Origin of the sequence: Sporichthya polymorpha DSM 43042 (assembly GCF_000384115.1) — a bacterium.
Lineage (GTDB): Bacteria > Actinomycetota > Actinomycetes > Sporichthyales > Sporichthyaceae > Sporichthya > Sporichthya polymorpha.
In genome coordinates this window covers 1,863,115-1,875,986 of sequence record NZ_KB913029.1, presented here as the reverse complement: position 1 = coordinate 1,875,986, position 12,872 = coordinate 1,863,115, and the positions used below count along the sequence as shown (strand labels likewise).

Below are 12,872 nucleotides of genomic sequence, written 5' to 3'. Positions count from 1 at the left end.
GTCAGCGCCCCCGGTAGCGGAGCAGCGCGCGCCGGACGTGCAGGTACTGCCGGAACCGGTGCACCTGACCACGCCAGTCCTTGCCGGTGACGCGGTGGTGGAGGTCGCACTCGACCTCGCGGACGCGCAGCCCCGCGCGCAGCAGGTCGATCGTCAGCGCCGTCTCGACGCCGAACCCGCGGGCCAACGGACGGGCCGCCTCGAACGCGGCCCGGGTCAGGCACCGCTGACCGGACAGCGGCTGAACCGGGGAGAAGCCGGTGGCGCGCGCGATCCCCGTCCGCGCGGCGCGGACGACGAACCCGTGTCCGCCACCCGCGGTTCGCTGCGGCGGCAGGGTCGCGATCGTCATGTCGGCGACGCCGTCGGCCACCGGCGGCACGAGCACCGCGGCCGCGGCCGCGGTGCCTTCGAGGTCGGCGTCGAGGAACAGCAGCAGCCGCGGGTCGTGCGGGTCGTCCAGCCCGCCGACGGCGGCCGCGCCGGTCTCCATCGCCGCGGCCTTGCCCCGGTTGCGGGCGTGCGAGACCACTCGCGCCCCCGCGGCGGCCGCCACGGCCGCGGTGTCGTCGCTGGAGCCGTCGTCGACCACGAGCACCAGATCGACGCCGGGGATCTGCGCGGCGGCGCGCACGGTGGTCGCGACCCGCGCGGACTCGTCCTTGGCGGGGATGACGACCGCGACCGCCGGCACGACGGCTAGCGGATCGTGAGCTGCCGGCTGGCCAGCCCGTCGCGGGCGCGGCGCTCGACCGCGGTCAGCGGCTCGGTGTTGGCGAGCGCCTCGTCGAGGCGGGCCTGGAACGCGGTGACGCCGGCCTCGAACTCCTCGGCCGGAGCGCCCTTCGGGACCTCCCAGACCGGGGCGAGCAGACCGTGGCAGCGGAAGGCGCCGACGTACTTGGTGCCGTCCCCGATCGCGTCCACGCGCGCCGCGTGCAGGCGGGCGAGCGCGTTGAGCAGCGGGTACTCCTCGTGGGACATGACCCAGCGGACCCACGCCCGCTCGCCCTCGTCGCTCCAGTACGCGGCCGGGACCGAGGTCAGGCGCGCGGTCGGCGGGGCGGCGCTGTTCGCCTGCTCGAGCGACTGCTTGACCTCCTCGGTCATCTCGTCCGGGTTCTCGACCCAGAACTCGAAGCCGTCGTGGACGGTGACCTCCAGCGGCACCGCCGGGTCGATGAGCTTCTGCAGCGGCGGGGTGTCCGGGGTGATGCCCACGTCGGTCGGCGTCGCGCCCGGCTCGATGCTGAGCGCGGCGAGCAGCGCGGCGGCCACCTGACGGCTCGCGTCGCCGGCCGAGACCTGCGTCTGCAGCGCGACGAGGACGCTGCCGTCGGAGCGCGTCAGGCACGGCAGCGCCAGCGGCAACACCGTGCACGCGGTGACGGTGCGGTCGGCGTACTCGCCGGTCAGCTTCAGCGGCGCGGTCGCGGCCGGGACGATCTCCCGCATCGCGACCAGGTCGCACTCGGAGGCCAGGCCCTCGAAGGGGCGCAGGACGAAGGATTCGCGTTCGGCGGCGCGGCGCGCGCGGGAGGCCTTACTCATGGGGCAAGACCCTAACGGTCGCCGGAGCCCTTGATCACGGCGCGGATCACCGCGCGGCGAAGACCTGCTCACGCACCGCCCGCGGACGGTCGGTCGTGATCGTGTCGACGCCGGCCGCGAGGCAGCGCGCGACGTCCTCGGGCTCGTTGACGGTCCACACGTTGACCCGGTGCCCACGGGCGTGCGCGCGGGCCACGTAGGCGGGGTCGGCGCGGACGATGTCCTTGCTGATGCCGGCCCAGCCGACGCCCTCCGGCAGCGACCCGTCGCGGTAGCGCCGGGGCAGCCGGGCCATCAGGTGGACGAGGTCGAGTTTCGGGGTCAGGCGGCGCATGCGGCGCATCGCCACCTCCGCGAAGCTCATGACGCGCACGGCGGGACGGCCGTCGGGGTGCACAATCCGCCGGTCCAGCCCGAACTCGCCGAGCAGCTCGGCCAGCTTCTCCTCGACCCGGCCGCCGTAGCGGGTCGGGTGCTTGATCTCGATGAGGAGGCCGACCGGACGCCCGGCGTCGGCGACGAGCTCGAGCAGCTCGCGCAGCGTCGTCAGACGCGTGGCGTCGGGCTCGGCGTCCGCGGGCGGCGCGACCGGACGGCCCCCGCGGTAGCGGTCGACGGGCCGCCACGGCCGCCGGGCACCGAAGCGCACCGCGCGCAGCTCCTCGAGCGTCATCGTGGAGACCGTCCCCCGTTGGCCGGAGACGAACTCCAGCCGACGGTCGTGCAGGCAGACCAGGTGCCCGTCCGCGGTCAGGCGGATGTCGCACTCGAGGGCGTCGGCCCCGTCGGCGATCGCCTGGCGGAACGCGCCGAAGGTGTGCTCGTACACGCCCTCGCGGGACCCGCGGTGGCCGACGATCTCCGGCAGCGCCATGCCCTCATGGTGACACCGCGCGCGCAGCCGTGCGGGGCAACGATCACGTCCGGGCGAGGCTGACGCGACGTCAGCTCGGTTGGGACCGGAGGAATCGCCCGAAGTGGGGCACAGTGAACGCCACCGACCCCCGTTCGCCGGCGAAGATCAGGCCCTTCTTGATCAGGCCGTCCCGCGCCGGGGACAGGCTCGACGGCTTGCGGCCGAGGTGCTCGGCGACCTCCGCGGTCGGGACCGGCCCGTCGTCGCTCGCCTGCCCCAGCGCCGCCATCGCGCGCATGTAGTCCCGCTCGGCCGGGGTCGCCCGCTCGTAGCGGCTGCCGAAGAAGCCGACCGCGAGCTCGGCCTCGGCGTCCGGCGCCGCGACGCGCACGTCGTCGGCGGTGATCGGCGAGGCCGGCGCCGCGTCCCACGCGACCTTGCCGTACGCCTGGACGAAGTACGGATAGCCGTCCGAGAGCTCGTAGAGAACCTTGAGTGCGTCCTCGTCGAACTCGACGTCCTCGGCCGCCGCGGGCGCCCGCAGCGCGCGGTCGGCCGCGGCGCGGTCCAGCCGGTCGATGCGGACGTAGCGGAACAGCCGCTCCGAGTACGACTTCGACGCCGACAGCACCGCGGGCAGGTGCGGCAGGCCCGCCCCGACGACGATGAGCGGCGCCCCCGACTGGGACAGCTCGTGGCAGGCCCCGCACAGGGCGGAGACGTCGGCCGGGCCGAGGTCCTGCATCTCGTCGAGGAACAGCGCGATCCCCGAGCCGACGTCGGTGGCGACCGACGCGGCGTCGGTGAGCAACTCGGTCAGGTCGATCTCGATGTCGCCCGAGTCGGCGCGGCCCCGCGCGGCCGGGACGTCGATGCCCGGGTCCCAGGCCCGCGCGCTGGCCCGGCCCCGCTTGGCCGGGCTGACCTCCGCGTCGCGGAGCGCGAACGCCTTGAGCACGCCGAGGAACGCCTCGACCCGCTCGGGGTCCCGGTGCCGCGGCGCGAGCTCACGGACGGCCATGTGCAGCGCCCCGGCGATCGGACGGCGCAGCGACTGGTCCGGCCGGGCCTCGATCTTGCCCGTCCCCCACAGCCGGCCGATCGCGGCTGACCGCAGGGCGTTGAGCAGCACGGTCTTGCCGACCCCGCGCAGCCCGGTGAGCACCATGCTCCGCTCCGGCCGGCCGCGGGCGACCCGCTCGAGCACCACGTCGAAGTCGGCGAGCTCGCGGTCGCGACCGGCGAGCTCGGGCGGCCGCTGGCCCGCCCCGGGGGCGTACGGGTTCCGGACGGGATCCATGCCTACGACGGTATGGGGCTCTCTAGCGAAATCCGTAGATCGCCGTATCGAAGGCTCGCGTGTCGCGGCCCCCCTCGGCGCGCGAGGAGCTCACCTTTATCTACGAGAGTCTTCGAATTCCGCTAGACGGGTCATCTCTCCCCAGAGAGTCCGGCTCAGCAGCGGCTCGAAGAAGCTCAGTAGACGTGGGGCGTCTCGCCGGAGTCGCTGACCATCGGCTTGCCCGCCGTGGCCCAGGCGAGCATGCCGCCCGCGACGTTGGTCGCCTGCCGGCCGTTCTGCTGCAGATACGCCGTGACCTGCGCAGATCTGCCGCCGCTCTTGCAGATCACGTAGATCTCGCCGTCGGCGGGAATCTCGTCGAGGCGCTGCGGGACGCTGTTCATCGGGATGTGCACGGCGCTCTCGACGTGGCCGGCGGCCCACTCGACGGGCTCGCGCACGTCGAGCAGATAGGCGTCGGACGGGATGCCGGAGATCTCGATCTCGGGTACTTGTGAGGGCATGTCGGCATTCTTCCGCCGCCCGTCGAAGGGCCCTGCGGCCGGGCCGTCCCGGCTTTGCCTGTTCTTGGAACTTTCCACGCGGAAGCGGCGGAACCGGACACCGTCACTCCGCGTCTCAGGTCCCATGCGGTACGTCAACGTGCTCGCCGCCGCGGCAGCTGTCGTGGTCGGCTTCACCGGCTCCCTCACGGCAGCGCACGCGCTGTCGCTCCCGGAGCCCGCGCCGATCCCGGGCCTGCTCGAGATCATTCCGGCCGGCGAGACGGCCACCGGCACGACGCTGACCGTGACGTACCGGGCCGACGAGAAGGCCGCTCCGGTCGTCATGCAGCTGACGTGCGACCCGACCGGCGGGGACCACCCCCGGGCGGCCGATGCGTGCGCGGCGCTGGCGAAGGCCGAGCAGGGTAGCTCGGACCCGTTCGCGAAGCCCGAGCCCGACCAGATCTGCACCTACATCTACGGCGGTCCGCAGACGGCCCGCGTCGTGGGGAGCTGGAACGGCCAGGGCGTGGACGCGTCGTTCTCGCGGGCCAACGGGTGCGAGATCGCCCGGTGGGACGCGATCGAGCCGGTCCTCTCCCCGACCGCTCCGGCGGCGGGGAAGAAGTGACACCACCGCACGACACAAGACTTCGGCACGCGTCTCGGACCCGGTTCGTGGGGGGCCGGACCGGGACGCGCGCCGAGGAACGGGACCGGGCAGTCCCGTGCACGGGGGATCGGTAAGACGCAACTCGGGGGAAAGACGGCGGCGTAGGTCTACGGGGCCTGCGCCGCCTTTCCGCGTCCGGGTGGCGTCCGGGCGGCCGACGAGGCCGCCGCCACCGCGATCATGAACGCCGATCCGGTGGTCGCGGAGGGCGTCGTTAGGGGCGAGTTGCGCCCGTTTCGTGTGGCTCTGCTCACCGGCCGCGACGGGTGAATTCCGCGCCCGGGGCTCACGTCTGACGTTCGTCCCGCCGATGGGGTCCTTAGTCCCACTCCCCCCGGCGGTGATCTCGTTGCAGTTCGTTCCGAGCCCCACCTCGCGGCGCGCGCCGCGCGTCGCACTCGCGGTCGCGCTGGGCGTCAGCGCGTTCGGTCTGAGCGGCCTGACCCCGGCTGCGGCGGCCGACGCGGGTGAGCCCGCGCCCCCCGGTCCGGTCGTGGGCGCGCCCGCGGACGTCGAGGCGACGCCCATCCCGGGGCAGTGGATCGTGACGACCGAGACCGCCACCGGAACCAAGGCCGCGAAGGCCGCCGCGGACGACCTCGGGGCCGACGTCGGCAAGACGTTCTCGAAGGCCGCCCGCGGCTTCGTCGCCGAGATGTCCGCCGAGGCCGCCGCCGAGCTCGCGCAGGAGCCGAGCGTCGTGACCGTCGAGCCCGACTACCTCGTCCGCGTCGCCGGCACGCAGTCGCCGACCCCGAGCTGGGGCCTGGATCGCATCGACCAGAAGGCACTGCCGCTCAACAGCAGCTACACCTACGGCGCGACCGGCGAGGGCGTGGACGCCTACGTCCTCGACACCGGCCTGCGCGGGAGCCACAGCGACTTCGCCGGACGGGTCGCGTCGGGCTGGACCGCGATCAACGACGGCCGCGGCACCAACGACTGCGACGGCCACGGCACCCACGTCGCCGGCACCATCGGCGGCACCAAGTACGGCGTGGCCAAGCGGGTCACGATCGTCCCGGTGCGGGTCATGAACTGCGACGGTGTCGGCAGCACCTCGGGAATCATCGCCGGCCTCGACTGGGTCGTCGCGCAGATGCAGTCCCGCGGCCGTCCCGCGGTCGCGAACCTCAGCTTGGGCGGCTCGCCGTCCACGTCGCTGGACTCCGCCGTCAACCGCGCCGTCAAGGCGGGCGTGAACGTCGTCGTCGCTGCCGGCAATGACAGCCGCGACGCCTGCGGGGAGTCGCCCGCCCGCGTCCCGAACGCCCTGACGATCGGGGCGACCACGAAGACCGACGCCCGGGCGAGCTTCTCCAACTACGGCTCATGCGTGGACCTCTGGGCGCCGGGCGACCGCATCGTCTCCGCGATCAACTCCGGCGACAGCGCCGCCGCGACCTACTCCGGCACGTCGATGGCCGCGCCGCACGTCGCCGGCGCGGTCGCGCTGTACCTGCAGGGCGCGCCGTCGGCGACCCCGGCGCAGGTCACCAACGCGCTCGTCGGCAACTCGGTCCTCAACGTGCTGAGCGGCCTGCTCGGCTCGACGAACCGCCTGCTGCGGACCGTCCTGGCGACCGACGCCCCGCCGACCTCGACGCCGGTGGAGCCCGCGCCGGCCGACACCCTCACCAACACCCGGATCACGCTGCGGGCCGACAGCACGAAGATCCGCTACGGCAGCCAGGTGACGCTGCGCGGCACGCTGACCGACGCCTCGGGTCGGCGCCTCGGTGGGCGCCCGGTCGTGATCCGCGCCGACGGCCGTGCGATCGGCGAGGTCACCTCGAACTCCGACGGCAGCTTCGGGGCCCGCGTCCGCCCGAGCCGCACGATGGCGTACACGGCCGGCTTCGACGGCGACGACACGTACGCGCCGAGCACGAGCTCTCCGGTGGCCGTCAAGGTCGCCACCGCCGTCCGGGCCCAGGTGAAGAAGAAGCCCAGCCGCTACGGCAAGCTCACGGTCCTCGGCATCGCCGACCCGAAGACCTCGGGTCTGAAGCTGCAGCTCCAGCTGCGCGGCAGCTCCGGCTGGAAGACCGTGGACGCGGCGCGCACCAACTCGCAGGGCAGGGCGACCTTCAAGGTGAAGCTGACCAAGCGTCAGACCTATGCGCTGCGCGTCTTCACGAAGGGCGGCGGTGCGCTGGTCCAGGGCACGAGCCCGACGTTCAAGGTCCGGGTGCGCTGACGCCGCTCAGGTGAGGCCCGGTCTGGTGAGCCGGGCCTGGTGTGCGAGTCCTGGTGAGCCACCGTCACTTCAAGAGCCGGGAGAGCCGCCGGTCCGCCAGCGGCTTCCCGCCCGTCTGACAGGTGGCGCAGTACTGCAGCGAGGAGTCCGCGAAGGACACCTCGCGGACGGTGTCCCCGCAGACCGGGCAGGGCTGCCCGGTCCGGGCATGGACCCGCAGACCGGCCTTCTTCTCCCGCTTGAGCTGACTCGTCTCCAGTCCGTCCGAGCGGGCGATCGCGTCGGCGAGCGTCCCCCGGATCACCGCGTGCAGCGCGGCCACGCCCTCGGCGTCGAGGGAGTTCGCCGGCTTGAACGGCGAGAGCCGGGCGGCGTGCAGCACCTCGTCGGAGTAGGCGTTCCCGATGCCCGCGATCACCGACTGGTCGCGCAGCACGCCCTTGATCTGGGAGCGCCCCGCGGCGGCGAGCAGCTCGCCGAGCTGCTCAGGGGTGAAGTCCTCCGACAGCGGGTCGGGCCCGAGGCGGGCGACGCCGGGCACCTCGGCGGGATCCCGGACGCAGTACGCGGCCAGGCCCTTCTTCGTCCCCGCCTCGGTGAGGTCGAAGCCGTACGCACTGCCGGGCGGGTCGTCGTCGCGCTCGCCGAGGTGAACCCGCAGCGCGAGCGGCCCCTTGCCCGGCTTCGGGGGTGCCGGCGGGAGGTTGTCCCGCCACTGCAGCCAGCCCGCGCGGGCGAGGTGGACGATCAGGTGCAGCTCACCGCCGACCTCGACGTCGAGGAACTTGCCGTGCCGCGCCACCGAGGTGACGAACATGCCGGCCAGGGCAGTGAACGGCGGGTCGTAGGTCTTCAGGACGCTGATCGCGGCCACGTCGACCCGCACCACGGCGCGGCCGACGGCCTCCTCGGTCAGCAGCCGGCGGAGTGACTCGACCTCAGGCAGCTCGGGCACGCGCCCAGTCTGCAAGAACTCGCCCGGATCCGTCGCCCCGCGTCGCTGAACCCCCGCCGTCAGAAAAGGGTGACACCCCCTACTGCGCAGTAAGGGGTGTCACCCTTTCTTGACATCACAGCCGTTCAACAAGGGGCGTCACCCCTTATTGAGTTCGTACGACCACGTCAACAAGGGGTGTCACCCCTTGTTGACCTCGGGCGACCGGTCAGGAAGCGGCCAGGTCGGCGCAGGCGAGCTTCGGCGGCTTCGCCTCGTCCTTCTTGGCGCCGGCGGCGCGCTTGAGGTGGATGACGACCGACTTGGCCTCCGGCCCGGCCTTGACCGGGTTGGTGGTCTCGCCCTTGCCCTTGCCGTTCTTGTTCACGGTCACGGGCAGGTGCAGCTCGTTCGGCGGCATGTCGCCACCGCCCGGCGTGTACTGGTAGTGGGCGCCGCCCGGGTCCTCCGCGTCGCACGAGTCGGCGTGGACGTGGGCGACGTACTTCGCCTTCGGGTCGAGGTTGCTCGCGGAGAGCGAGACCTCGGTGCCCGAGGCAGAGAGCACCATCTCGGCGGTGCCGCCGATCTTCTTCGTGCCCTTCGGGGCGCTCGCGACCTTGGCGAAGGTCCCGGAGAAGGTGCCGTCGGCGATCTCCGGCGTCTCGGCGGTGGCGTCTTCGTCGTCATCGCCGCCACAGCCGGCCAGCACCAGGGCCACGGCGATGGGAAGCGCTGCGAGGTGGATCTTCATGTGGGGGTGTTCCTCTCGGCGGGTTGGTCAGGGCGCGCGTCCTGCCGAGCCCAGGTTTTGCCCCGCACCGCCCGAATTCAACGCTGGCGCGCCGACTGTGGCCGGGTTGTGTCCTTGTGAGCTGCCTGGGTGCTCAGGCCGCCGAGGGGTGGCGGGGACCGCCGGGGTCAGTCGGCCCAGGTCGGAGCGGTGAGGGTGCCGCGCCGGACGCTGACGAGGATGCGCTTCTTGGCGTCCTTGAGGTCCACGGTGAGCAGCTCGGCGCCGTGCTTGGCGTTTCCGTGCAGCCGGGTGACCACGAGCGCGCTGGTGTCGGGCGCGAACGACGGGCCGTTGAACTGCTGGCTCCGGTCGACGACGAACGGGCGGACGTTGCCGAGCACGCCGTAGTAGAGCTCGCCGAGCCAGACCGTGGCACCCTTGGCGTTCCGGGTCACCCACGCCATCGTGAAGCCGTCGGGGGCCACGGCGGGCTGGGCGGCGAACTGCTGCGCGCCCGAGCCGCCGACGAGGCGGTGGACGTTCGTCCCGTCCGCGGCGACGTTCCAGATCGACGAGGAGACCGTGCGGTCCTTGCGCATCTTGGCGCGGGTGAAGACGACCTGCGTGCCGTCCGCCGCCCACGACGGGGAGCTGTCCTCGAAGCCCTTGGGGGTGCGCAGCAGGCGCTTGGCCGGGCCGCCGTTGGCGGGGACGACCAACAGGCCCTTGCGGTCGTCGACGACCAGGGTCTTGCCGTCACGGGACCAGGAGACCGCGCCGGTGCCGGCGCCGAACGTGAGCCGGCGAACCTCGGCCGTGTAGACGTTGATGACGTACAGGTCGGTGACGCCCGCGCGCCGGTTCGCCCGGTCGCTGGAGAAGGCGACCTCGGTGGAGTCGGGTGAGAAGGCCGGTTCGATGTCGTTCGCCGGGCCCTCGGTGAGGTTGATGCCCAGGCTGCCGTCACCGGCGATGACCCGCAGGTCGCCGGGGCCCTGGGCGTTCTTCCCGGCCCGCGCGCCCGTCGAGTAGCGGCTCTCGGAGAAGGCGATGTAGCCGACGACGTCGGCGGAGACGCGCTCGGCGCCCGCGGGCGTCAGCGGTGCGCTCGGCAGCGACGCCGCCGGGCTGGGGGCAAGAGCAAGGGGCACCATCAGCGTCGCGACCAAAGCCGGGACCGCCAGTCGCTTACGCATGAATCCTCCGACGCGGGCGGGACTTGCCCTGTTGGGCGCACCTTAAGCCCGAAGATCGCCCGATAACCACCCGTCCGGGCCAACTGTGAGACGGCTGGTCACATTTCGACGACGAGCGTCACACGTCAGCGGTAATTCGGGTTGTTGCCCGTCGGCATCGTGATGTTGATGCGCTGCCCGTCCCCGAGGAAGAACAGCACCGCGAGCCGCAGGAACTCGTCCTGGGCCCAGAACACCGATCCCGGCACCGGCGCCCCCACCAGGGACTCCCGGAACGTGAGGAAATGTGGCCATCCCTGCGCGACCGCCTGGTCCGGCCCGGGCTCGCGGGGGATCTCCAGCCAGTCGGTGATCCGGTCGCCGAGGCAGTACCGGATGAAGGAGTGCAGCATCGGCCGGCTCATCCCGCCCTGGGCGCCGGCGAGGTCGAGGAGGCCGTGGGCGAGCTTCACGCCCTCGGACGTGGGCGCGAGGACGGGGTCGAGGATCTGCCGCGACTGCCGGCTCGCGGAGTCCCAGGTGCCGGGGATGTACTCGTCGTCGACGCCGAGCACGTGCGCGGTCACCTGCCACAGGTGCAGGAACGCGTCCTCGTCCGCGCTCGTCACCGGGACCTGCCACGCCGTCAGCTTGTTGCGGCTGAAGGTCGCGAGGCTGTGCCAGGTGACGAGGATGTCGGCCTGACTGATCGGCAGATGTTCGGTGGCGCCGGACTTCCAGTGCCCGGATCGCGGGAGCAAGTGACGCACGGCGGCGTGTGTCAGCCGGGTCTTGAGGGCGGTGACGATCATCTGTCCGCTCGGGCCGAACGCGTCGGGCGCGCCGAGGTCGTAGCCGAGCTTCGCGGTCTTGGCGATCCGGTCCTTCAGGTCCGCGCCGCCGGCCGAGTAGTAGACCGCGCGCGCCTCCCGCGGGATCGCGCAGCTCATCATGCCGCTGCCGAGTCCGTAGAGCAGGCCGAGATAGAGGCCGCGCCGCTCGTAGAAGGAGAAGGCCTGCGCGAGCGCCGCCTCGTCGGTCCAGGCCGGGAGTACCCGCGCCCGGTCTAGGAAGGCGCGCAGGTCCCGCGGCAGCCCCGCCGGCAGGGCCTGACCGTTGGTGGTCCAGTCGGCGAGCAGGGCGTTGACCCGCTCGACCTGCCCCCGCGCGAACAGGTCGGCGACGAGCGCGTCCGCCTCCGGGTCCCAGACGCGACGCGGGTCGACACCACGCCCGGCGCCCGCGACGGACGCCTGCGCGCTCCACGTCCACGCGTGGGCGGGCGAGACCAGACCCAGAGCCCCCGCCGCTCCGAGCGCGCCCGCCCCGAGCAGCACCGTTCGACGGTTCAGATCGCCCATGGGTGCCTCCTCGCTCCGCCCCGCGTGATACCTACCCAGTGTCGGGTTGATCCGGCCGGCGCGCACCCCCGTAGCTATAGCTAGTGCGCGACACCGTGGCGCGGCTCGCGCTCGACGATCCCGACGATCCCGACGATCCCGACGATCCCGACGATCCCGACGATCCCGACGATCTAGCAACAACAAGCCCCGGACCTGGAACTAGTTCAGGGGCCGTCTTGCTCACGTGCGCGAGGGGGAGGTCGACGGCGGGGACGCGTCAGGTGACCTGACACGTCCCGTCAACGTGTTAGATTTCGACGAAATACTCAACACGTCGTGGTGATCAGTCAAAGGAACGAACTCGTGCCCTGGAGCGCGGACGTCCCCTACAACGACCTGCCGGAGCTGCCGCCCGCAGGCGTCGACCTCGAACCGAAGCCGGTCCTCAAGGCCACCATCGAGGCGCGCGCCGCGCTGGCGACGCTCGCGCAGGCCGCTCGCCTGCTGCCGAACCCGCACATCCTGATCCACGCCATCGCGCTGCTCGAAGCCCAGGCCAGCTCCGAGATCGAGAACATCGTGACCACGGCCGACGAACTGTTCAAGTACGCCGACTCCGACGGTGGCGACCACGCCACCAAGGAAGCCCTGCGCTATCGGATGGCCTTGTTCGCCGGGGTCGAGTCCCTCCGGACCCGTCCGCTCACGTCCACCACAGCCATCAAGGTCTGCTCCGAACTGCACGGCCGGGAGATGGCCGTGCGGTCAGTGCCGGGAACCCGGATCGCGAACCCGACCACCCGCGAGATCGTCTACGCGCCACCCGAGGGCGCCGACCTCATCCGCGACAAGCTCGCCGCGTGGGAGCAATTCGTCCACGCCCAGGACGACCTGGACCCGCTGGTGCGCATGGCGCTGGCGCACTATCAGTTCGAGGCGATCCACCCGTTCCACGACGGCAACGGCCGGACCGGCCGCGTCCTCAACATCCTCATGCTCATCGAGGCGGGCCTGCTCGATGCGCCGATCCTGTACCTGTCGCGCGCAATCATCGCCCGCAAGAACGACTACTACCGCCTGCTGCGCGCAGTGACGGCCGAGGGCGCCTGGATCGACTGGACGCTCTACATGCTCGACGTCGTCCGTGAATCCGCGACCTCGACGACGCGGAAGATCAGCGCCATCCGAGAGTGCCAGGACGGCATCGCCGAGCGGGCGCGGGCCGCGACGCCCGGTGCCCGGCACGCGCAGTTCCTCGACCTCCTGTTCGAGCAGCCGTACTGCCGCATCGGCACAGTCGTGGATCGTTGCGGTATCTCACGCCAGACCGCCTCCGCCTGGCTGCATGCCCTGGTCCAGGCTGGCCTGCTGCACGAGATCAAGGCCGGCCGCGAGCTGCTCTTCGTCAACGTCGAGCTGCTGGATGTTCTGACCCGGCCGGACTGATCTCTCCCCTCCGGGCGCTAGCGCAAGTTGTTGAAGACCCGCACCAACAAGCCCAACGCGGCGCGTCGCGCAGATCATCGCGAGGAGCCGAACATCTCGGAGACGTGGCTGCGCGATCTTGTCTTGAATCTCCGACGCACCCCCGAGCGGTGACGATGACCGGAACTTGT

Annotated in this window: 12 protein-coding genes; 3 read left to right on the top strand and 9 right to left on the bottom strand. The window is 72.1% G+C overall.

Features of this window, described 5'->3' with window-relative positions; all coding sequences use genetic code 11:
• Position 1: 1 nt before the first annotated feature.
• From SPOPO_RS0109230 to SPOPO_RS0109210, 5 genes are all read right to left on the bottom strand, one after another.
• Complete coding sequence (locus SPOPO_RS0109230; protein WP_019874499.1) at positions 2-694, bottom strand: glycosyltransferase family 2 protein; 693 nt, start codon at positions 692-694, stop codon at positions 2-4.
• Positions 695-699: 5 nt separating this feature from the next.
• Positions 700-1,551 carry a DUF5926 family protein gene (locus SPOPO_RS0109225; protein WP_019874498.1) on the bottom strand — a complete coding sequence of 284 codons (852 nt, stop codon included), beginning with the start codon at positions 1,549-1,551 and terminating at the stop codon, positions 700-702.
• Between the two features lie 46 nt (positions 1,552-1,597).
• Complete coding sequence (locus SPOPO_RS0109220) at positions 1,598-2,425, bottom strand: glycerophosphodiester phosphodiesterase (protein WP_019874497.1); 828 nt, start codon at positions 2,423-2,425, stop codon at positions 1,598-1,600.
• A 70-nt stretch (positions 2,426-2,495) separates the two neighbouring features.
• Positions 2,496-3,707, bottom strand: coding sequence for an ATP-binding protein (locus SPOPO_RS0109215; protein WP_019874496.1), 1,212 nt, complete (start codon positions 3,705-3,707; stop codon positions 2,496-2,498).
• Positions 3,708-3,883: 176 nt separating this feature from the next.
• A complete protein-coding gene (locus tag SPOPO_RS0109210; protein ID WP_019874495.1) occupies positions 3,884-4,213 on the bottom strand; it encodes a rhodanese-like domain-containing protein in 330 nt (109 codons plus the stop codon).
• A 124-nt stretch (positions 4,214-4,337) separates the two neighbouring features.
• Between SPOPO_RS0109210 and SPOPO_RS28620 the strand changes: the two genes are divergently transcribed.
• Together SPOPO_RS28620 and SPOPO_RS28615 are read left to right on the top strand one after the other, a co-directional pair.
• Positions 4,338-4,826: an SSI family serine proteinase inhibitor gene (locus tag SPOPO_RS28620; RefSeq protein ID WP_019874494.1), complete on the top strand. Its 489-nt coding sequence runs from the start codon at positions 4,338-4,340 to the stop codon at positions 4,824-4,826.
• 391 nt (positions 4,827-5,217) lie between these two features.
• Entirely contained in the window at positions 5,218-7,068 is a 1,851-nt protein-coding gene (locus SPOPO_RS28615) for a S8 family serine peptidase (RefSeq protein ID WP_211210875.1), read from the top strand.
• Positions 7,069-7,132: 64 nt separating this feature from the next.
• Here the strand turns inward: SPOPO_RS28615 and SPOPO_RS0109195 are convergent, their stop codons facing one another.
• The 4 genes from SPOPO_RS0109195 to SPOPO_RS0109180 form a co-directional block, all read right to left on the bottom strand.
• A complete protein-coding gene (locus SPOPO_RS0109195) occupies positions 7,133-8,023 on the bottom strand; it encodes an Fpg/Nei family DNA glycosylase (RefSeq protein ID WP_019874492.1) in 891 nt (296 codons plus the stop codon).
• A 208-nt stretch (positions 8,024-8,231) separates the two neighbouring features.
• On the bottom strand, positions 8,232-8,756 hold the full coding sequence (locus SPOPO_RS0109190) for a hypothetical protein (RefSeq protein WP_019874491.1): 525 nt from the start codon (positions 8,754-8,756) through the stop codon (positions 8,232-8,234).
• 167 nt (positions 8,757-8,923) lie between these two features.
• Complete coding sequence (locus SPOPO_RS0109185) at positions 8,924-9,934, bottom strand: TolB family protein (RefSeq protein ID WP_084670953.1); 1,011 nt, start codon at positions 9,932-9,934, stop codon at positions 8,924-8,926.
• A gap of 125 nt (positions 9,935-10,059) precedes the next feature.
• On the bottom strand, positions 10,060-11,274 hold the full coding sequence (locus SPOPO_RS0109180) for an oxygenase MpaB family protein (protein ID WP_019874489.1): 1,215 nt from the start codon (positions 11,272-11,274) through the stop codon (positions 10,060-10,062).
• Positions 11,275-11,619: 345 nt separating this feature from the next.
• Between SPOPO_RS0109180 and SPOPO_RS0109175 the strand changes: the two genes are divergently transcribed.
• Positions 11,620-12,702, top strand: a complete 1,083-nt coding sequence (locus SPOPO_RS0109175) for a Fic family protein (protein ID WP_019874488.1) — start codon at positions 11,620-11,622, stop codon at positions 12,700-12,702.
• Positions 12,703-12,872 lie beyond the last annotated feature (170 nt).

Coding starts and splice junctions, on each gene's coding strand:
- SPOPO_RS0109225 (WP_019874498.1), bottom strand. CDS start 1,551: ATGAGTAAGGCCTCCCGCGCGCGCCGCGCCGCCGAACGCGAATCCTTC.
- SPOPO_RS0109220 (WP_019874497.1), bottom strand. CDS start 2,425: ATGGCGCTGCCGGAGATCGTCGGCCACCGCGGGTCCCGCGAGGGCGTG.
- SPOPO_RS0109215 (WP_019874496.1), bottom strand. CDS start 3,707: ATGGATCCCGTCCGGAACCCGTACGCCCCCGGGGCGGGCCAGCGGCCG.
- SPOPO_RS0109210 (WP_019874495.1), bottom strand. CDS start 4,213: ATGCCCTCACAAGTACCCGAGATCGAGATCTCCGGCATCCCGTCCGAC.
- SPOPO_RS28620 (WP_019874494.1), top strand. CDS start 4,338: ATGCGGTACGTCAACGTGCTCGCCGCCGCGGCAGCTGTCGTGGTCGGC.
- SPOPO_RS0109190 (WP_019874491.1), bottom strand. CDS start 8,756: ATGAAGATCCACCTCGCAGCGCTTCCCATCGCCGTGGCCCTGGTGCTG.
- SPOPO_RS0109185 (WP_084670953.1), bottom strand. CDS start 9,934: ATGCGTAAGCGACTGGCGGTCCCGGCTTTGGTCGCGACGCTGATGGTG.
- SPOPO_RS0109180 (WP_019874489.1), bottom strand. CDS start 11,274: ATGGGCGATCTGAACCGTCGAACGGTGCTGCTCGGGGCGGGCGCGCTC.